At 38.8% G+C, this 20,009-nt stretch carries 19 protein-coding genes and 1 pseudogene; all 20 read right to left on the bottom strand.

Translation table 11 applies throughout. The annotated features are described in order from the left end of the window. Window positions 1-43: 43 nt before the first annotated feature. Complete coding sequence (locus OC529_RS06820) at window positions 44-838, bottom strand: Fic/DOC family protein (RefSeq protein ID WP_262081803.1); 795 nt, start codon at window positions 836-838, stop codon at window positions 44-46. A 214-nt stretch (window positions 839-1,052) separates the two neighbouring features. After that, a pseudogene (locus OC529_RS06825) lies at window positions 1,053-1,202 on the bottom strand (DNA cytosine methyltransferase); the annotation flags it as partial. Window positions 1,203-1,376: 174 nt separating this feature from the next. Continuing rightward, window positions 1,377-2,144: a hypothetical protein gene (locus tag OC529_RS06830; RefSeq protein WP_262081804.1), complete on the bottom strand. Its 768-nt coding sequence runs from the start codon at window positions 2,142-2,144 to the stop codon at window positions 1,377-1,379. Window positions 2,145-2,147: 3 nt separating this feature from the next. Beyond that, window positions 2,148-4,199, bottom strand: coding sequence for an ATP-binding protein (locus OC529_RS06835; protein WP_240149569.1), 2,052 nt, complete (start codon window positions 4,197-4,199; stop codon window positions 2,148-2,150). 78 nt (window positions 4,200-4,277) lie between these two features. Beyond that, window positions 4,278-5,441 carry a DNA cytosine methyltransferase gene (locus OC529_RS06840; RefSeq protein ID WP_173212711.1) on the bottom strand — a complete coding sequence of 388 codons (1,164 nt, stop codon included), beginning with the start codon at window positions 5,439-5,441 and terminating at the stop codon, window positions 4,278-4,280. A 74-nt stretch (window positions 5,442-5,515) separates the two neighbouring features. Beyond that, the gene (locus OC529_RS06845; protein WP_262081805.1) at window positions 5,516-8,167 is read right to left on the bottom strand and encodes a valine--tRNA ligase; all 2,652 of its coding nucleotides are present in this window, start codon (window positions 8,165-8,167) and stop codon (window positions 5,516-5,518) included. Then, window positions 8,160-8,738: an AAA family ATPase gene (locus OC529_RS06850; protein WP_262081806.1), complete on the bottom strand. Its 579-nt coding sequence runs from the start codon at window positions 8,736-8,738 to the stop codon at window positions 8,160-8,162. The genes OC529_RS06845 and OC529_RS06850 overlap by 8 nt, the downstream gene beginning before the upstream one ends. After that, window positions 8,738-9,298, bottom strand: coding sequence for a GNAT family N-acetyltransferase (locus tag OC529_RS06855; RefSeq protein WP_262081807.1), 561 nt, complete (start codon window positions 9,296-9,298; stop codon window positions 8,738-8,740). Before OC529_RS06855 ends, OC529_RS06850 begins: the two co-directional genes overlap by 1 nt. After that, window positions 9,285-9,863: a flavin reductase family protein gene (locus OC529_RS06860; protein ID WP_262081808.1), complete on the bottom strand. Its 579-nt coding sequence runs from the start codon at window positions 9,861-9,863 to the stop codon at window positions 9,285-9,287. The genes OC529_RS06855 and OC529_RS06860 overlap by 14 nt, the downstream gene beginning before the upstream one ends. Before the next feature lie 283 nt (window positions 9,864-10,146). Continuing rightward, complete coding sequence (locus OC529_RS06865) at window positions 10,147-10,542, bottom strand: helicase (RefSeq protein WP_262081809.1); 396 nt, start codon at window positions 10,540-10,542, stop codon at window positions 10,147-10,149. Between the two features lie 95 nt (window positions 10,543-10,637). After that, window positions 10,638-10,892 (bottom strand): DUF1912 family protein, encoded by a 255-nt coding sequence (locus OC529_RS06870; RefSeq protein WP_000119707.1) that lies wholly within the window; start codon window positions 10,890-10,892, stop codon window positions 10,638-10,640. Window positions 10,893-10,901: 9 nt separating this feature from the next. After that, a complete protein-coding gene (locus OC529_RS06875) occupies window positions 10,902-12,236 on the bottom strand; it encodes a DUF438 domain-containing protein (protein ID WP_262081810.1) in 1,335 nt (444 codons plus the stop codon). Beyond that, complete coding sequence (locus OC529_RS06880) at window positions 12,236-12,469, bottom strand: DUF1858 domain-containing protein (RefSeq protein ID WP_000368739.1); 234 nt, start codon at window positions 12,467-12,469, stop codon at window positions 12,236-12,238. Before OC529_RS06880 ends, OC529_RS06875 begins: the two co-directional genes overlap by 1 nt. A gap of 417 nt (window positions 12,470-12,886) precedes the next feature. Then, entirely contained in the window at window positions 12,887-13,069 is a 183-nt protein-coding gene (locus OC529_RS06885; protein WP_262081811.1) for a hypothetical protein, read from the bottom strand. A 1-nt stretch (window position 13,070) separates the two neighbouring features. Further along, window positions 13,071-13,850, bottom strand: a complete 780-nt coding sequence (locus tag OC529_RS06890; RefSeq protein ID WP_262081812.1) for an EcsC family protein — start codon at window positions 13,848-13,850, stop codon at window positions 13,071-13,073. 367 nt (window positions 13,851-14,217) lie between these two features. Then, complete coding sequence (locus OC529_RS06895; RefSeq protein ID WP_262081813.1) at window positions 14,218-15,327, bottom strand: SPFH domain-containing protein; 1,110 nt, start codon at window positions 15,325-15,327, stop codon at window positions 14,218-14,220. A gap of 12 nt (window positions 15,328-15,339) precedes the next feature. Then, entirely contained in the window at window positions 15,340-15,897 is a 558-nt protein-coding gene (locus OC529_RS06900) for a hypothetical protein (RefSeq protein WP_000386258.1), read from the bottom strand. 20 nt (window positions 15,898-15,917) lie between these two features. Continuing rightward, entirely contained in the window at window positions 15,918-16,421 is a 504-nt protein-coding gene (locus OC529_RS06905; protein WP_262081814.1) for a hypothetical protein, read from the bottom strand. A gap of 170 nt (window positions 16,422-16,591) precedes the next feature. Beyond that, complete coding sequence (gene rbfA / locus OC529_RS06910) at window positions 16,592-16,942, bottom strand: 30S ribosome-binding factor RbfA (protein ID WP_001273601.1); 351 nt, start codon at window positions 16,940-16,942, stop codon at window positions 16,592-16,594. A gap of 251 nt (window positions 16,943-17,193) precedes the next feature. Next, a complete protein-coding gene (infB, locus tag OC529_RS06915; protein WP_262081815.1) occupies window positions 17,194-19,995 on the bottom strand; it encodes a translation initiation factor IF-2 in 2,802 nt (933 codons plus the stop codon). Window positions 19,996-20,009: the final 14 nt, after the last annotated feature.

Raw genomic sequence — 20,009 nt, forward strand, 5'->3', positions numbered from 1 at the left:
CATTTTTTTCCTAAAATTCAATGTTTACTCAGTATTAGGATTTTTAAAGATCGAGTTCTAGATACATCTTTTCTGATGACAGATCATTTTGACCACCGAGCAAGAGATTTTCAAAAAAAGCTGTTAAAAACTCAGGAGGTCGCTGTAAAATCTTTGCATTATCTAATACCAAGGCATCACGAAAATACTTGGCATGTTGCTGAAATGGTGTATTATCAATATCAAAACCAAACTCACGAAGATACTGAATCAAAAAGACCGTTACCGTCCGAGTGTTTCCTTCGCGAAATGGATGAATCTGCCAGATTCCTGAAATAAAATGCTGGATTTGTTTAACCACATCCGCCTGAATCAGTGTCGCATATGCAACTTGTTTTTCCTGATTAAAATCATAATCCAAGGTCATTTGAATCATGGAGTAATCAGAGTACACAACACTTTCACCATTCAAAACAGGTTCATTCTTTGTGATATTTATCTGACGAAATTGTCCCACCGGAATAGAGGTTTCAAATATATCTTGAAACAACTCCTTATGAATAGCAAGTAAGGTCGCAGGACTAAAGCTAAAGCCTCTTCGAGACAATAGTTCTACAATACGTAGAGAAACCAAGTCTGCTTCCTCCGTACTTGCATCAATGGTATGATGATAAGCCGTTGCATCCTCATAAACCTGCTCATAAGTCAGTTCTCCCCGGGACTGTTTCTCAGCCAAAGATTCCATATACTCTGATGGCACTAGATTGTCAACTTTCTGCAGACCAAAACCTATCCGCCATAAATCACGCTTAGCTTCATAAGACAAGTTTGGATTGTCAATGTTGTAAGTTGGTTGCATAGAAATATCCTTTCAATTGTTTTTCTGCGTCATCGGTAAATGGTGAAATGGGTATGGAATTGGAGCAAATTATAAAAAGTCCTCATAATAGGTTCTATGAAATATATACTTCATCTTAATAGTGAACAAGTTATACTCAATATGTCATACAGTCATATGGAATGTTCTTTGACTGATAATACGATTATTGAGATATATCTGGATAAATGGGCTAGTAAGTCTGACACGCATACTTATCAAATTTATTGGCATACACCACTCTGAACTCGTTGGTCTGTTCAAATCCCAACTCAATTCCCCCAACATCTGAGAAGAATGCAGCAATCTTATACTTCTCAGGTCGGTTCGAACTTAGAGGTTTTGTTGTGTAGTGAGTTGCTTTCTAAAATGTTAGTTATATTAGTAGTATTTTGATAATTGTAAATAATTGTATTTTATCTTTTTATTGGATATTAAAATATCTTTTTGGCCCTATGTTTTTACTTACTCCTATGGATTTATCAACAATTTCCTTTTATACAATTAGGTACTTTCATCATCAATGTGTGTTATTGATTATTCTTTTTGGTTTTGCTCTTATCAATGCTTTCACTTGTTCTGATAGATGTATCAATGATTTTCTCTCTTCGTTAATTTCCTCTTCTACAATTTGTATACTTTTATCATCAAGGTTTGATATTACATAGCCTTTTACATCATTAAATTCTTCTTTAGAATGAGCTAATGAATTGCGTTTATCTATCATTTGCATCCAATCATTTAATAATGATGTATTGTGGGTTATATCACGTTTACTAAGATGATTATTTTTAAAATCTCTATAGAGAGATTTATAATTTCTAGAATCTGTTAAGTCAACATTTAATATTTTTTTTAACTCATATTCTATCTCAGCATTTTCACTCATATACTCTCCTCTAAGAGCATTTAGTTCATCCCACTTTGATAAACTAATTTCAATGGCTTTCTGAAATTCATGTTCAATTACTTCATCGCTGGGAGAGGATAAATTGATAATCATAGTATTATTTAATAATCCTAGATTATCTTCCTCGTTAATTTTTGTTATTACTGTCTCCTTTATCTCATCATAATTTTTTGAATAAAGAATAAAAAATTGCTTATATTTTTCTCGACTTCTTACATCGTTTAAAAATTCAATACCATTATCAATACCATTCTCATATTCTTCTCCTAATAATTGATAACCTTTATCTTCTATAGCTTTTTTTACTATTTTTAAATAATCGTGAAAAGCATCTTCCATCTCATCTTCTAACCAAATAATACTAATATCTCTACGCATTTTCTAATTATCACCTAATTCAATTATAAAGCTTGTTTCTTCTGTATTTGAAACCACTTTAATTTCCCATTTAAATTTTTTACAAGTTTGTTTAATTATATACATCCCAACTCCTGTCCCATTCTCTTTAGTAGTAAATCCTAATCTAAAAATATCGTCCTTATTGACTATTTCAGAAGATAATGGCTTGTTAGAAGATATAACTAATTTATTTTCTTCATCAATAAATTTAAATATAATTTTATCTGCTAGTTGATCCATAGCATTTATAATAAAATTATCTAGTATCATACCTAAATCAAAAATATGTACTCTGGAAGTATGAGGATTATTTGAAAAATCAATTATAATCTCTAAATTTTTATAAGACAGACTGTTTAAATAACTCTTTATATAACTTTTGACATTAATGTATTTCCTTCCTTTTACTTCAGAAGTATTTAATTTTAGCACTTGATTTTTTATTGTAAATAATTTTCCAGAAGATTTTTTTAGACTAACAACATACTCGCTCACTCGTTCAAAATCATCTGTCGATTTAAAATCTGCAACAATTTTTTTATTTACTGAATCTATGTTTTTATACACTCCAGTTAATTCATGAGCCAACAAATTTTGTTGCGCAGAATTATTGCTTCCAATTAAAACATCCTTTCTTTTACTTTCCTCCTCTGCTACGTCTCTAGCTATTTCTGCTTCTTTCTGTTTTGTCTCTGCCAATTTTCTAGCTAACTCAGCCTCCTGACATTGCTGTTCTGCAATTTTTTTATTTTCTTCTGCTTGCTTTCTTTTTTCCTCTGCAAGTTGTTCTTTTCTTTCTATTTTCTCCTTCTCTTCTTGTCGAATCTTTTCAACTTCCTTACGCACTACAGTACCAATATTAACACGCTCAATTATCAACTTATTGATAATTGGTTTTAGCAACTCAATCAATAAAGTTATTCTTTCATCATTTCCTGATAATCCTTCACGATTTGAAGTTGAAATATCTTCCAAACAATCATTGTCTAAAATATCAAATGAGATTTCCCCTTCAATATAGTTACTGAAGGCTTGTGTGTTATTTAACTGTGGCATAAAATTTGATACTGCTAATTTATCTCTGACATAAAGTCTTAGCTGATTAGCCTTGTAAACATCATTCCTTATAAATCTATTAGTGGGATCATCTTTTGTATTTTCGGATGCTTCCGTCATATTAATTGTACTATGAATTCCTATCCAACCAGTCAATTCATAATCAAACTCTTTGGTTATTCCATGTATAGTTAAAAAATTTCTCTTTCCTTTCAAATTTATTTTAGTAACGTCTGATGGACTTAATTTCTTTACCTGACGTAACTTATTGGATACTTCCTTTAAATCTGCGTTTATTTTCACTGAGTCATTTAACAATTCGTTTTCAACGATACCATCAGAAGTTTGAAAAAAAGCATACAAATTTTTAAATCCAATTATTTTAGAAACTTTTGAAAATTCTATCTTCTGTTTTGATTTAGTCTTGTAAGCCACTTCGATAACTGCACCAATATTGTTTAACAAATAATAGTTAGCTAAAGTCATCTTCAAAGAATCCAACTTTCCCTCTGCAAATCCAGTCAAATCAACTCCAACTGATTTTATTAAAGTTCCTGATTCGAATGAATCCCAAACACTTTTATTTTCAATAGACACATCATTAATATCAACACGAATTAATTCAGGAATATCACTATCAGATGCGTTTGTGGAGTCTAGCATCCACGCTGTTTCAATTCCTCCTTTTTTAGAAACTATATAATATTTTTTTGACAAAAATAACGTTGCTAATTTTCCTATACCTTTTCTTCCCTTTGTCTTCTCAGATGACTCTTCTTTCGATAAGCGTCTGTTTCTCCCAATCAATGCGTATTTAGTAGATAAATCAACATAGCTCATTCCACTACCATTATCTAAAATTTCTAAGGTTGATTTCGATTTATCAATAGATTCTATATAGAGCTTAACATTTGTTGCACCAGCATCTAAACCATTAGCTATTAATTCAGATATTGCACTCCAGTTATTACTATACATTTGCTTTCCTAACAAGTTTAAAGCAAAATAAGAGAAGTTAAATGGGATACTGTTAGTTTCTATCATAATTAAACGCCTTTATAATTTATTTTCCTCGAAAAATTTCTTTATTCTATTAGCTAAATGAATACTTAAAATTGGAGGAACAGCATTACCAATCTGGGTATTAATTGCTTGTAGACCTCCGACAAACTTATAATTATCTGGAAAAGACTGTATTCTTGCACCTTCCCTTGCAGTCAAAGCTCTATTTTGACTAGGATGAATGCACCGTAAGGAGGATGGAGTTGATAAATTATTTGTTATGGTCGTTGAAGGTCTATCCCACCACAATCTACCGTAAGTATTACTATATCCTGAGGTTAAATAAAGTGCTCTATCTAACAATCCATCTTCTACCATTCTATTTATATCATTCTTACCTTGTCCTTCCTTAAGTGCAGCCATAATTTTCTGCAATCTTTGTCCATGATTACGACTTACATGATTAAATAATTGATCTTGATTACCTCTCATTAAAATTTGATAATCTGTTTGCGGATCTTCCACATATTGGTCCGCTCTGTCATTATTTCCTAAACTAGGTAAATCTCCAATAGCATCTCTTAAATTGAAGGGATTTTCAGAAGTACACTTTTCTGGAAAATTCCATTCAAACTCAATATTTAAATCATTTCTTACACCAATTAAAAAGACGCGTTCTCTATTTTGTGGAACACCATAATCCTTAGCATTAAGTAATTCTGTATAAACGTTATATCCATGAACATTTCCAAAGCTAGATAAATCTTTAAAACTTTCTTTTACATTTCGAATAATTGGGCCATTTTGCTCGTTTTTCATGGTTAGCAAACCATAAACATTTTCAAATACAAACATTTTAGGTTGGATAAATGAAAGTATCCTTCTATATTCACGATACATTTTTGCTCTCTTATCATACTGTCTCTTGCCAACCGTACTAAAGGACTGACAAGGTGGGCCACCAATAACTAAATCAACTCTTTTTGAACTGATTCCTTTGGATTTTAAAAAATGTTCGTCTATATTAGCAATATCTTCCTCAATCATAGTAACTCTAGGATAATTTTGTCTGAAAGCTTCTGCTGCGTCATGATTGAATTCATTTGCAAATCTAATGTTAAAGTCATTTCGGGAAACAAATTTATTATTTTTAATTGTATTCTGAAAGCCAAAAGTCAATCCTCCAGCACCAGAAAATAAATCTACAACTTCTATCATTTCTTACCCTTTTCAAAAAATATTCTCAGTTTCCATTATACCAAAAAACACGGCTCATCACCGTGTTTCTGTGTTTATTTAACGAGTTTCTTCATCTCATCAATACGTGCTACGGTCGCGTCGTATTTCGCTTGGTAGTCGGCTTGTTTGTCGCGTTCTTTTTGGACGACTTCTGGTTTGGCATTGGCTACGAAGCGTTCGTTAGAGAGTTTCTTACCGACCATGTCCAGTTCTTTTTGCCATTTAGCCAGTTCCTTGTCGAGACGAGCCAGTTCTTCTTCGACATTGAGGAGGTCTGCCAGTGGCAGGTAGATTTCTGCTCCTGTGATGACGCTTGACATAGCAAGTTCAGGCGCAGGAATATTTGAGGCGATCTCCAAGTGTTCTGGATTTGTGAAGCGTTTGATGTAGTTGACATTGCTGTTAAAGAAGGCTTCCAAGTCACTATCGCTTGTCTTAACAAGGATAGTGATTGGTTTGCTTGGTGCTACGTTTACTTCCGCACGCGCATTACGAACAGCACGGATCAAGTCTTTGAGGCTTTCCACGCCAGTGTGAGCAGCAAGGTCTTCAAAGGCTGGATTGACAGTTGGGTATTCTGCTGTCACGATAGAGCCTTCTGAGATTTGTCCAAAGATTTCCTCTGTCACGAATGGCATGATTGGGTGGAGGAGACGAAGGATCTTGTCCAAAGTATAAAGGAGAACAGAACGTGTGATGACTTTCTCTTCTTCGTTGTCGCTGTATAGGACTTCCTTGGTCAACTCAACGTACCAGTCCGCAAACTCATCCCAGATGAAGTTGTAAAGGATGTGTCCAGCGACACCAAACTCAAACTTATCAAAGTTGGCAGTTGCTTTTCCAATGGTTTCATTGAGGTTGTGGAGAATCCAGCGGTCTGTGACATTTCCAGCTTCCTTGTTGACTACTTTTTCCACATTGGCAGTTGCTTGCTCAAGAGTCAAGCCTTCATTGTTCATGAGGATATAGCGAGAGATGTTCCAGATCTTGTTAATGAAGTTCCAAGAGGCATCCATTTTCTCGTAAGAGAAGCGCACGTCTTGACCTGGTGCAGAACCGTTTGAAAGGAACCAACGAAGGGCATCGGCACCATATTTCTCGATGACATCCATCGGGTCAATCCCGTTACCGAGAGATTTAGACATCTTGCGTCCTTGCTCGTCACGGATGAGACCGTGGATAAGCACGTTTTGGAATGGCTGACGGCCAGTGAATTCCAAGGATTGGAAGATCATACGAGACACCCAGAAGAAGATGATGTCGTAACCTGTAACCAAGGTTGAAGTTGGGAAGTAACGTTTAAAGTCCTCTGAGTCTACATCAGGCCAGCCCATGGTTGAGAATGGCCAAAGGGCCGAACTGAACCAAGTATCCAAGACGTCTTCGTCCTGAGTCCATCCGTCACCTTCTGGAGCTTCTTCACCGACGTACATTTCACCCTCAGCATTGTACCAAGCAGGGATTTGGTGACCCCACCAGAGCTGACGAGAGATTACCCAGTCGTGGACATTTTCCATCCATTGAAGGAAGGTATCGTTGAAACGAGGTGGGTAAAATTCTACCTTGTCCTCTGTGTCTTGGTTGGCAATAGCATTTTTTGCCAATTGGTCCATCTTAACGAACCATTGAGTAGACAAACGTGGCTCCACCACTACACCTGTACGCTCTGAGTGTCCAACACTGTGGACACGTTTTTCGATTTTAACAAGGGCACCGATTTCTTCCAACTTAGCAACGACTGCCTTACGAGCTTCAAAACGATCCATGCCTGCAAATTCGAAGGCAAGCTCATTCATAGTTCCGTCGTCGTTCATGACGTTGACTTGTGGCAAGTTGTGACGTTGACCCACCAAGAAGTCGTTTGGATCATGGGCAGGTGTGATTTTTACGACACCAGTACCAAACTCAGGATCTGCATGCTCGTCTCCAACGATTGGAATGAGTTTATTAGCGATTGGGAGGATGACGTTTTTACCAATCAAGTCCTTGTAGCGTGGGTCTTCTGGATTGACCGCAACCGCAACGTCCCCAAACATAGTCTCAGGACGAGTGGTCGCAACTTCAAGGGCGCGAGATCCGTCTTCCAGCATGTAGTTCATGTGGTAGAAGGCACCTTCGACATCCTTGTGGATAACTTCAATATCAGAAAGGGCTGTGCGTGCAGCTGGATCCCAGTTGATGATGAATTCACCACGATAGATCCACCCTTTCTTGTAAAGGTCCACAAAGACCTTACGAACAGCTTTTGACAAACCTTCGTCAAGAGTGAAACGCTCACGAGAGTAGTCTACAGAGAGCCCCATCTTACCCCATTGTTCCTTGATGGTAGTGGCATATTCGTCTTTCCATTCCCAGACTTTATCTAGGAATTTTTCACGCCCCAAGTCATAACGCGTAATGCCTTCACCACGCAAGCGCTCCTCAACTTTAGCCTGAGTCGCAATACCAGCGTGGTCCATACCAGGAAGCCAAAGCGTATCAAAACCTTGCATGCGTTTTTGACGGATGATGATATCTTGTAAAGTCGTATCCCAAGCGTGACCAAGGTGAAGTTTCCCAGTTACGTTTGGTGGCGGAATGACGATTGAATAGGGCTTAGCCTTTTGATCGCCTGAAGGCTTGAAAACATCGGCATCAAGCCATTTTTGGTAACGACCAGCCTCAACCTCGGTTGGATTGTATTTAGGTGAAAGTTCTTTAGACATGTGTGTGTCCTTTCTCTATTTTGTTCATTTTATTTTGAATTTGCTTAGCAGCTTCTTCTGCAGACAAATTCGTATTATTTATTTTAAAGTAGTGGTGTAGCTCATTCGGTTGATGTTGGGAATTTAATTGAAGTGTTTCAGTGGTTTCTAAAATTTCTCTTTCAGATACCTCAATATGTCGTTTTAAGGGTTTGTGCTTTAATCGATTCTCCGTTCGATTTCGATGTAAGCGCTCCTCAAGACTTGTTTCCAACTCCACAAACAGAATCTCTTGATGATAGTCATTCAACAAATCCTGAATTTGCTTTAAATACATCAGCTGGTACTGATTTGAAAAATCAATTACGTCAGTTAAAATTACTGATCGCTGATTTCTTGCACTTGCTCCAAGGAAAGAAAAGGTGATTCCACGAACAAATTCCCACATTTCCTCTGTAAAGTCCTGATAGATTTCTAGTGCAAAATCGATGGCTTGATGGTTATAAAAGAGGGTAGCATCTGTCAGTCGAGATAATTCTTGACCAATGGTCATTTTTCCTGATGCTGGAGCACCAATGATGAAAAGATGCATCAAATTACCTCCCACTCACTCCTCAGCAAGCCATATCTCAAATCATCACAGCGGTTTCCTTGAACATCTTTACGGTCTCGGATGCGAGCTTCGAGGGTAAATCCAAGTTTTTCTGCGACACGTTGACTTTGGACATTATAACCAAAACAAGTCAGTTCAATCTTGTGAAGACCCAAATCTTTAAAGCCTAAGTCAATCAAGGCACGCGCAGCTTCTGGCACATAACCGCGTCCCCAATAGTCTGGGTGTAAGGTATAGCCAATCTCCAGCACATCATCTTCATGACGATGGTTGAAATCAACAGAGCCGATAACTTTATCAGTCTCTTTGGCAACAATTCCATAGCCTGCTGGGAGATTGTCCTTTTCATTGCGCTCAGGAAGGATATGCTCTAGGTAATAAATCTCATCTTCCAAGGTCTTGACGGGTAGAAAACCAGCTGGGTAAGAGACTTCTGGGAGACTGGCGTATGCATAGATATCTTCTGCATCTGCCACTGTACGGACTCGTAAGACCAGACGCTCTGTTTCCAACCGTTCTGGTAACTCAGCTCTTGTCATCCTTCTCCTTCGCTTTCTTTATGAAGCTCCCCATGGGATTGATTCGGTCATCTAGATAACGATAAACGCGCTGATGGCCATCCCCCATAAAGTAAGTCGGCGCAAAACGGTCATTTTTAAAATGTCCCTTATCATCCAAAAGTTCTGGGTCAACAAATCGCTCAACAATCTTAGCGAAAATATGACAAATTCCCTCTTCCTCATCAATCCTATCTACCTGACATTCTAACACGACTGGACAAACCTCTAAAATCGGTGCCTGAGTCTGTTCAGAAATCTCGTAGTCTAGCCCCAGTTGTTTCAATTTCTCTCGATGACTGATAAAACCAGCCTGCTCCATCTCGAGCATGAGATTTTCATCAGGGATATTCACGGTGAACTGCTGATAATGCTTAATCTGCTCTGCGGCATTCTCTTTCGCAACGACTCCAATCACAATCCAATCTCCTAGACTATAAGAGGAACTACAGGTCGTGATGTTATAGCCAAAATTCTGATCTTGATATCCTAAAATAAAAACAGGAAAGCCATAGTATAGTTTATTAGTTTTAAATGATTGTTTCATAACAACCTCCTTTGACTAAGACACAAAAGAAAAGCCCTGCCATCTACATGACAGGGACGAATGTATTTATCCGCGGTACCACCCAATTTCGGGCAGTTGCCCGCAACTCTCATCTTTAAAACAAAAAGACACTTTTATTTCAATTTTTCATCCATTAGCAACCAGTTTTGACACATTTGTGGACTTCTCAGCACCGCCACTTTCTGTAAAATGCGGGATTCAAAACACCTCTAATGGCTCTATTGTAGCAAGATTTTGACGGAAATGCAAGGCACAAGAAAGATTACTTGAACTTGATGCCATTTTCTTTTAATTTCTTGATGGTAACTGGGCCGATTCCTTTCAAGGCAAGGAGTTCTTTTTCAGTCCAATTTTTGAAATCTGAAGCAGACTTGATTCCTTCATCATAGAAGGTCTTAGCACGATCAAGTGGAAGTCCACCCAAGTTTGCTGCAAAATCTTCTACAGAATTGGCTACTTTTTGAGCTTGCTCTTTGGTAGCTTCTACTGCTTGTTCAACTTTTTTAGAAACAGCCTTACCAGCTTGGCTTGCTGACTGTTCTGCACGTTTTACGACTTTTTTTGTCTCTTCTACAACCTTAGTCACAGTACTTGAAAAAGCACCTGCACGACGGAGGCTATTTCGTAATTGTTTTTTACGATTGAGTTTCTTTGACATGATAAAATCCTTTCAATAAAAAACCCCTGCTCTGACAAGGATTTAATATAAATATTCTATCAAGATTTTGGTGAAAAATCAAGAACCTTTCTCGTTTAATAATTTCGCTCACCAAACAATCCCTCTGGTAAATCATGGAATCCCTTACCTGCCTTGAAGTTTTCAAACTTACCAAGCAAGAACTGATAAGCATCCAAGCGGCTTTCGTAACGAATCATAGCATCTTTAGCACGTTCGTCCTGGTCTTCTTCGTAGACTTTTTGGCTTTCCTTGTGCGCCATGTCATTGATCATAATCTGGGTATTGACCCAGGCTTCAAATTCCTTCATAAATTCTTGTTCGTAACTCATTTTTTCTCCTTATTCTAGTCCACGGAAATAGTCCGTGTCAATCTCACGGTAGGGTTGAATATCCTGAACGTACTCCAATACACCTTGGAATTCCCCATCTTCATCGCGCACTGCTGCGTAGGTGATGTGGACAAACTTACCTCGCGACTCGGACTTAAACCACATCTCGTATTTGTCCTTGACCCCGTCACGAAGACCTTGCATAATGGTTTTTACCTTATCCAAGTACTTAGGCGGATGGCAAAGTTCAACATTACGCCCGACTTGGGACGGCGTCCGTTTGAAAATCATCTCATCAGCTGGCGCATTGTCATTGTAATACTGGAAAATATCGTCCTTATTGACAAAGGTAATCTCCATAGGGAGGTGATTGAGGATGAGATTAGCCTGCTCGACCGATAGATAGCCATTCCCAAAAGCCTGTTGACTATGGCGATCCAGCACTGATTCTTTTTCCTTAGGGGTAAAGGTAATGGTGAACTGGCCTTCTGGCGTATCAATAACTTGCTGAACTTGACCCTCTGCCGTATCTAACTGTACAGGCTCCTCTGCACTCTTTTCCTCAATAAAACTCTGACGTTCTGGCACCCATTTCTCAGACGGACGGATGATGGCATAGCCATAGGCGTCACTCTCCTCCGCAATCTGAAGCCAGTCATCTTGGGTGAAGGACTCAAGGAGAATCATGAGAAGGATGGACTCTTCCTTGAAAATCATACTTTCAAACTCTGTCGCAAAGGCTTCAAAAGCTTCTTTTACACTGCTAATCGACACTTCTGGCAGTGACTCGGCTGTCGTTAGAGCTGTTTGAAAGAGTTCTCTAATCTGGTCATCCACTCCCCACATAACTTTAGGAGGTGAATCGTGTCCATAGCGCTCCATGATAGGAAAAAAGAGTTCTTCTTTACGTTGGTAATGAATATCAAATTGACCCACAAGTCCCATCTGACGCACCAAGCCCTTACGCATCTCCGCCAGCATTTCTTCATCTTCCATAGACTCATAGGTATCTAACAATCTACGAATACGAATCAAAGCTGCACGGAGGGCCAGATTTTCATCCTTGAAGACCCGAACTGGGTGACCTGGATGCTCGGTATCCTCTACTTCAACACCTTTAACAGCATTTTTAAAAAGATTGGCATGGACATCACAGAGTTCCATGACATCTTCAAAGGTAACACCTGAGTCTGAGTTCATCAGCTCGTGCTCCATGAGGGAAATCTCGATGGCTGAAACACCTGTAAAGGTCGCATCAAAACGCTCCTGAACCGACTCAGGAGAGGCGCCATTGTGCAATTCTAACAAAATATCCCGTAGGATATGAATCCGTTCATCTGCCATTAGTCTAATCCAATCACTTCGTAACCGTTTGCTTCCAGTGTGCGGACAATCTTGTCCATAGGAGTTCCTTCAAGCTTAGAACCCTGTTTGAGCGATACCTTACGACCAACTGTGTTGCGCATCAAGGGATTGGCAAGGGGTTTAAAACCCAACTCCACTAGAATTTCCAAGACTTCTGGATGCTTGTCCACCACTTCTGCAACGGGAATTGACACATCGATGATATTGTCCATGACGACCTCCATTGTATGTTCTAATACTCAATGAAAATCAAAGAGCAAACTAGGAAGCTAGCCGCAGGTTGCTCAAAACAGTGTTTTGAGGTTGTGGATAGAACTGACGAAGTCAGTAACCATACCTACGGCAAGGTGAAGCTGACGTAGTTTGAAGAGATTTTCGAAGAGTATAAAATGATTTTACTGCTTATATTATACCACAAGGAAAATGATTAAAAAACTAGCAGTGGAGTTCCTGCTAGTTCTATGCGATTTGGATTACCATCTAAATAAGTTTAAAGAGCCAATCCAATATCTTAAATACTATCTTGTAAAACAGCAATTGGACTGCAAAAGAAATGATCATCCAAAAGAATTTCAAAATCCCAATAATTGGTTTGATAAAAAGAATGGCAAGAAGTCCTCAGAAAAATTTCATTTTCTATCCTCTGGCTTGATGAGCCACCGAGCCGTATCCATTAGCTTGTCTGCAATAAAAAGTTTTCCCAGACCGACAACGGCGTGGTCATCCTTCTTTATCGTTTTCATTACTTTTACACCTTGCACGGTCAAAAAGTAATTACCATAAATTTTAGCAAAAGCTTTGATAGGATTCATCTCACTCACCCTCGATTATTTCAGCCTCTTTTCGGATTGTTTCAACATCTTCTTGATATTGAACTTCACTATAGTTGACTAGCTTGGATAATTCTTTCTGCAAGCTTTCCCCCATCGGTTTCATAGTTGCAAAGGTTAAACCACCTGAAATGATACCTCCCAAGATAGGTATGAATTTCCCCATTCCTTTGGCCAGCCCTCCCTTGGTAAGATTCACACCAAATATTTTTAAGACTTTTTTCAAAATAGGGTACCAAAGCGTCTTTGTTAAAGCTTTATTAGGTACTGTTTTCATTACCTGTTTGGCAATTGTTATACCACCTGCACGTAGCAAAGCAGCGGTTCCATTTACCCCCAACATGACACCTAGATAAAGCAAGAGGGTATTTTGAGCATCTTCACTCAACTCATCGCGTGAAGCCCAAAGATCCTCATATCCATAAATATAACCTAGTTCTTGAGCTAATTTTAAAGAAAAAGCATAAAATTGAGCTACATCCGCTGGTATGGTAATTGCCATGGCAAGTCCACCTGGTAATCCAGCAACAACAGACGTTCCACTCGCCAATAAAACATTATCCCTAATGCAGGCATTAGCCACTCTATCTAAGGTTTCTTGAGATAAGAGAGACGTTGGGCCTTGTTCTAATAAGGTAGGAATGTCCTGTGGATCCAATTCTTTGGAAAACTTATCCACTAAAAATTTCGAACGATCAACCTTAACAACAGGTAGTTTTACCACTTGTTGCAATACTTGCATAGCTAACTCTTGTTCAGCCATATACAAACTCCTTTTACTTCTGTAAGTTATATTCTATGATAGCATACTCTTTTAAAGTATGTTTCAAATCCCCCTCAAAAATTTTCAAAAAATCCTTAGCAACTTATTTGTTAAAGATTTTTAATAGTCTTTTTAGAGACAGCTAAAATATTCAACTCCTACCCTTACAACATGATATTCTATCTGTGAACGATAATCTATTATTGTTTCAACTAAAATGTTCCTTGAATACACACTAATACTCTTCGAAAATCAAATTCAAACCACGTCAGCGTCGCCTTACCGTACCCAAGTACAGCTTGCGGCTAGTTTCCTAGTTTGCTCTTTGATTTTCATTGAGTAAAACTATGAACTTTCGAGCTTCATCTTATAAATCCATAATTTCTTTTTTCTTTCGATCAAATTCTTCCTGAGATAATATACCTGCATCTAAAAGAGATTTTAGTTTTGTAAGGGCTTCGATTTGCTCATCTAATGATAGACTTGGTTTCATGGCTTTTTCATCTAAACTTTGAGCCATATTCATCCCAAATATCATTCCAGCACTATCACCTAGACCATGTTGCTCCACTCCTGATGCAATTTTTTGTTGTGCTGCAATATTAGAAGCTTTCTGCGATACATCATCATAAGCTTTTAAATTCATCTTATTTGATGAAAATTGTTTAACCAATTCCTTAGATTCTGGTGAGAACTCAATATTAGCAATGGCAACTTTTACAATCTCAAATCCAAAACGTTCTTTCCAAGTCCCTGCATACTGTCCATCATTCGATACTTGGGTTGCAAGAACTGAAGCTTGTGACGGCAATTGTGAAATACGATAAGTTGTTGACAAAGAATTAAGTGCAACAATAAAAGATTGAAGAAACTCTGTTACTATTTGTGATCTAGCTTGAGCGCTATCGAAGGTATAATAAGTCACATTGGCAGGAAGAAAGTTTCTGATAAATTGCTTAGCATCTGTAATTTGGATAGAAAATGTTCCAAAAGCACGTACTTCTAAATCTGTCCCATAAAACAAATCATTATACATGACTGGACCACGAGTCCCAAATTTAATATCACGAATTTCTCTCAAATTAACAAAACAAATCTGTTTTTGCTGATCACTTTGACCACCGAATCCAACACGATTAACAACATTGTCAAACAGTGACTTTTTCAATCCATCACCGTTAAAAACACTGCTCTCACCATTTTGGTATTCATAACCACCTGGTTCTGTAATAATGTCCTCGATACCAGACTGACTAAAGATAAAGGCAGCAGTATTTTCTGGAATAAAAATCTTGGATCCGTTGGAAATAACACCTACAGATCCCTTCGTATTGACACCCCTACCATTATTACTTTCTTGAACAATACCGGGACTTACAGCTGTATGTTCATCAAAAGCTTGAACCGTGATAATTTCTTTCCACTGATCTGCAAATGTCCCACCGATAGAATCTGTGATTGCTTTTATCAACCCCATTTAATTGCCCCCTTATAAACTCTGCTCCATATCACAATAGGCACATCTTACTGTTTGCTTCACTTGACCTGACAAAGGTGCTCCACAAAAGCTACACTTGGTTGAAATCTTTTCTGGCTCTGCATCCTTAATCCCAAGCCCTGCTTTAAAAGTGTCAAATGTATCCTTAAATGTTTCTGCCAAAACATCTGCTCCAAACAAGCTACTATCTCCCAAGGTTTCAAAATTACTTGTATCACCTGAAATCAATTTAATAATGTTCCTAGCCCACTTGTCAGTGTCCTTAGTATTATTAAATGCAAAGATAGCTTGTCCGCCATTATAATAAATTTCCAGCCGTTTCACACCATTGGTTTTAGTTACTGAAACTTGAGGTTTCCCTTCAAAAATTTTAATCTGGTTAATGGGTATAGTAACTTGATCTTTTTTTCCTCCCCACAAACCTTTTTTGATATATATTAAGTGTAGATTCGTTAAAATTAATTCATCTGTAGACAAACCATTTTTCCCAAAACTCACATGGTCACTATTCATAACCATATATTCATGTGGCAATAATTGATAATCCATATTGAACTCCACTCTTCCTATTAAAGACTAGCTTTCCACTGCTCCACTTGTTCATGTAGATTATCACGATAATCTTTTAGAGTCTTAATCACTTCTTCTTTCCCTTGAATCGGTGCTTTCTTTAGTGGACCATATTGTTTTTTCAAATCTTCCATTTCTTTTTTAGTGCTATCTTTCAGTTCTTGGATAGCAGCACTATCTTCTATAACAGTCCCTTTAAAGGCTTCGTCTGCTTCTGTATAGTAATTATCGATTATTTTCTCATTCATAATTAAGTAATCTTCATAGGTTTTTATAGACTCAATTGTCGTATCGCTAACATCTTGTGGGTTAAAATCGCTTGAACTGAGTTTTTCTTTTGCTTTAGCAAACAACCCTTTCTTCTCAGAACTACTAGATGAAGCTTCTGTTTGATTCTCACTAGAAGAGCTGCTTGTTTTTTCAGAAAGAGAACTACAAGCAACTAGAGTAGAGACGGAAAGACATAGCAAAGCTAAACGACAAACTTTTTTTACATTATTCATTGATAGAATCTCCTTTTATTTATGAAATCATCATATCATATTTCCTAAAAAAAAAGCATTTTCTAATTAGATAAACATTAAAAAATACAGAATCCCTTTTTTAAAAGAATATTTTTCCATTTCAAATTCCACCTATTTTCCCCACCAAAAAAGAGGGTTGCCCCTCTTCTTTAGTTCTTATCCAGATTGCGTAGCATTTCGTCAATCTTGTTTCCATACTCGATGGACTCGTCTTTGACGAAGGTCAAATCTGGGATTTTGTACAATTTCAAATTGCGACCAAGTTCACGTTTGATGGTACCAGTTGCTTTTTCAAGCCCGATTTGGGCTTTTTGGTTATCCGAAGCAAGGTTACTCAAAATGGTGTAGTAAACCTTGGCAACAGACAAGTCACCTAGCATCTGAACATCTGTGATGGTCACACCTTGGACACGCGGATCACGGACTTTCTTTTGCAAAATCTCATTGACTTCACGCTTGATTTCCATGCCCACACGATCCGTACGGAAATGATTTGCCATGATATTCCTTTCTCTACTTTGAACCAAAAGCTAGGCCAGCAGACCTAGCTATTTTTAAACTTCTTGATTTTCATTTCAAATTGAAACGAAGTTCAATTTGAAATCATCTGCTTCTTTCGCCGTGGTGAAAGTGATGGAACTGATTTATCAGTCCCATCACAGGGGATTTTTGAGACCATAGGCTCAAAAATAAGCAATGAAACCATCGGTTTGCTTGCGTCCCTCACCACCTAAGAAAGGAGCAAAAAATCTTATCTCTTAATTTCTTCCATGACATATGCCTCAATCACATCATCCATCTTGATATCATTGTAGCCATCAATCATCAATCCACCTTCACGACCGTTTGTAACTTCTTTCACGTCGTCTTTATAGTGTTTCAAGCTTGCGAGTTCGCCGTCATAGATAACGACACCATCACGGATAACACGGACTTTAGAGTCACGGGTAACCTTACCGTTGATAACCATGAATCCACCGATAGTTCCCACTTTAGACACCTTGAAGGTTTCACGAATAACTGCTTCACCGATAACTTTTTCTTCGAATTCTGGATCAAGCATCCCCTTCATAGCTTCTTCCATCTCTTCGATAACCTTGTAGATAATGCTGTGGAGACGGATTTCAACATCGTCAGCTTCTGCTTGTTGACGAGCTTGTGGTGTAGGGCGTACGTTGAAACCAACGATAAAGGCATTTGAAGCTTCGGCAAGGGTCACATCTGATTCGTTGATAGCACCGACCGCAGAGTGAACGATGGTAACTTTGACACCTTCCACGTCGATCTTTTGAAGTGAGGCAGAAAGGGCTTCAACAGAACCTTGTACGTCGGCCTTGATGATAACGTTAACTGACTTGAGTTCACCAGCTTTAAGCGTATCAAAGAGGTTTTCAAGGCTGACACGTTGGGTAGCTTGACGTTGTTTCATGAGGGCACGTTTGGCACGTTCTTCACCTGCTGCACGCGCAGATTTTTCATCTTCGTAAACAGCAAAGTGGTCACCTGCCATTGGCGCTTCGTTCAAACCTGTGATTGAAACTGGTGTTGATGGTCCAGCAACTTTAACACGACGACCAAGGTCGTTGGTCATAGCACGGACACGACCGAAGGTATTTCCGACAACGATTGGGTCTTGGACATTCAAGGTACCTTGTTGAACAAGAAGGGTTGCGACCGCACCTTTTCCTTTATCCAAGCGAGCTTCAATAACTGTACCGATCGCACGAACTGTTGGGTCTGCTTTGAGTTCTTGGATTTCAGCCACAAGAAGGACTGTTTCCAACAATTCTTCGATGTTTTGGTTGAATTTAGCTGAAATTTCAACAAATTCAGAATCTCCACCCCAAGCAGTTGACATAACTCCATGCTCTGCCAATTCACCGATAACGCGTTCTGGGTTAGCACCTGGTTTATCAATCTTGTTAATGGCTACGATGATTGGAACGTTGGCCGCTTTTGAGTGGTTGATGGCTTCGATAGTCTGAGGCATAACCCCGTCATCTGCCGCTACGACCAAGATCGTAATATCGGTAACAGAAGCACCACGCGCACGCATAGATGTAAAGGCCGCGTGTCCTGGTGTATCAAGGAAGGTAATCTTCTTGCCATTTTCCACGATTTGGTAGGCACCGATATGTTGAGTGATACCACCTGCTTCACCTGTCGCAACACGAGAGTTACGAAGGGTATCTAGGAGGGTTGTTTTACCATGGTCAACGTGTCCCATGATAGTTACAACTGGTGGACGCTCAACCAATTCATCTTCATTGAGATAACCATCTTCGACAAAGAAACGTTCGATGTCAGCATTATCCACTTCAACTTTTTGTTTGGCTTCGATACCATAATCCACCATGAGGAGTTCAATTGTTTCCCCATCCAAAGATTGATTTTGTGTGGCCATGACACCCATCATGAAAAGTTTCTTAACGATTTCAGCTGGTTCACGCTTGATACGTTTTGCGATTTCCGCAACGGTCATACCATCTGTATATTCAAATTCTGTTGGCAATTCATGGAATTTACGCTCTGTAACAGGTTTTGGAACCTGATTACGGTTGTTCTTGTTATTGCCTTTTTTGTTCTTTTTGTTGTTATTCCAGTTACTATTCTTTTGATTTCTCACTTGATTTTGACTACTTCGATTCTTTTGTTGTTTTCTAGGACCATCTTCTTCGTGATCATAATCGTCACGATTTTTGTCTGGTCGAGCTTGTTTTTTACGACGTGTATCCACTGCAGGTTCTTTTTTCTCAGGGACAACTTCAACCACTGCTTGAACTTGCTGTGCTTGTTGCGCTTGTTCAGCTAACTTAGCCGCTTCTTCAAAGATTTCCTCTGGTTCCTTGCGTTTGTTAGCTTGAGCCAAGGCTTCTTTAGCAGCCTGATACTGCTTGAAGCGTTCCTCACTTGAACGCGCATACTCTGCATTTTGCTCTGCTTTTAGGGCTGCTGCACGGGCTTTAAAGTCAATGCGTGGAGCTGCTTGATTTGGACGTTTATCCCCTTGTTGACGGCGATCGTTTCCACGATTTTGCTGACCTTGCTGTTTCTTAGCTTGGTCATTAAAGCGACGATTGTCGCGGTTGCCTTGAGCTTGTTTCCCACCATTACGACCGTCGTTTTTCTGACGGTTTCCGTTTTGTTGTTGGTCACGGTTATTGCCCTTATTTTGCTTGCGTCGCTCTGCCTGCTCTTTGGCACGGGCTTCACGCTCAGCCTTGAAATTACGGCTTTGCGGTTTAGCTGCTACTTTTTCTGCCTTCGGAGCGACTGGCTCAGCAGGTTTTGCCTCTTCCTTAGCTACAGCTGGTTTAGCTGGTTCAGATTTCTCGGCTTTCTTTTCTGTACTTGCTTTTGGTGCTGCAGGTTTTGCTTCTGCTTTCGGAGCAGCTACAGGCTTAAAGCTGGCAGCGATTTTTGCAGCGACAGCTTCTTCCACACTTGATGAGTGGCTTTTCACATCCAAGCCCAACTCTTTTGCACGCGCTACAACTTCCTTACTTTCTTTTCCAAGTTCTTTTGCGATTTCGTACAATCTTTTCTTAGACAAATCATGTCCTCCTC

Origin of the sequence: Streptococcus sp. Marseille-Q5855 (assembly GCF_946901985.1) — a bacterium.
Taxonomy (GTDB): Bacteria; Bacillota; Bacilli; order Lactobacillales; family Streptococcaceae; genus Streptococcus.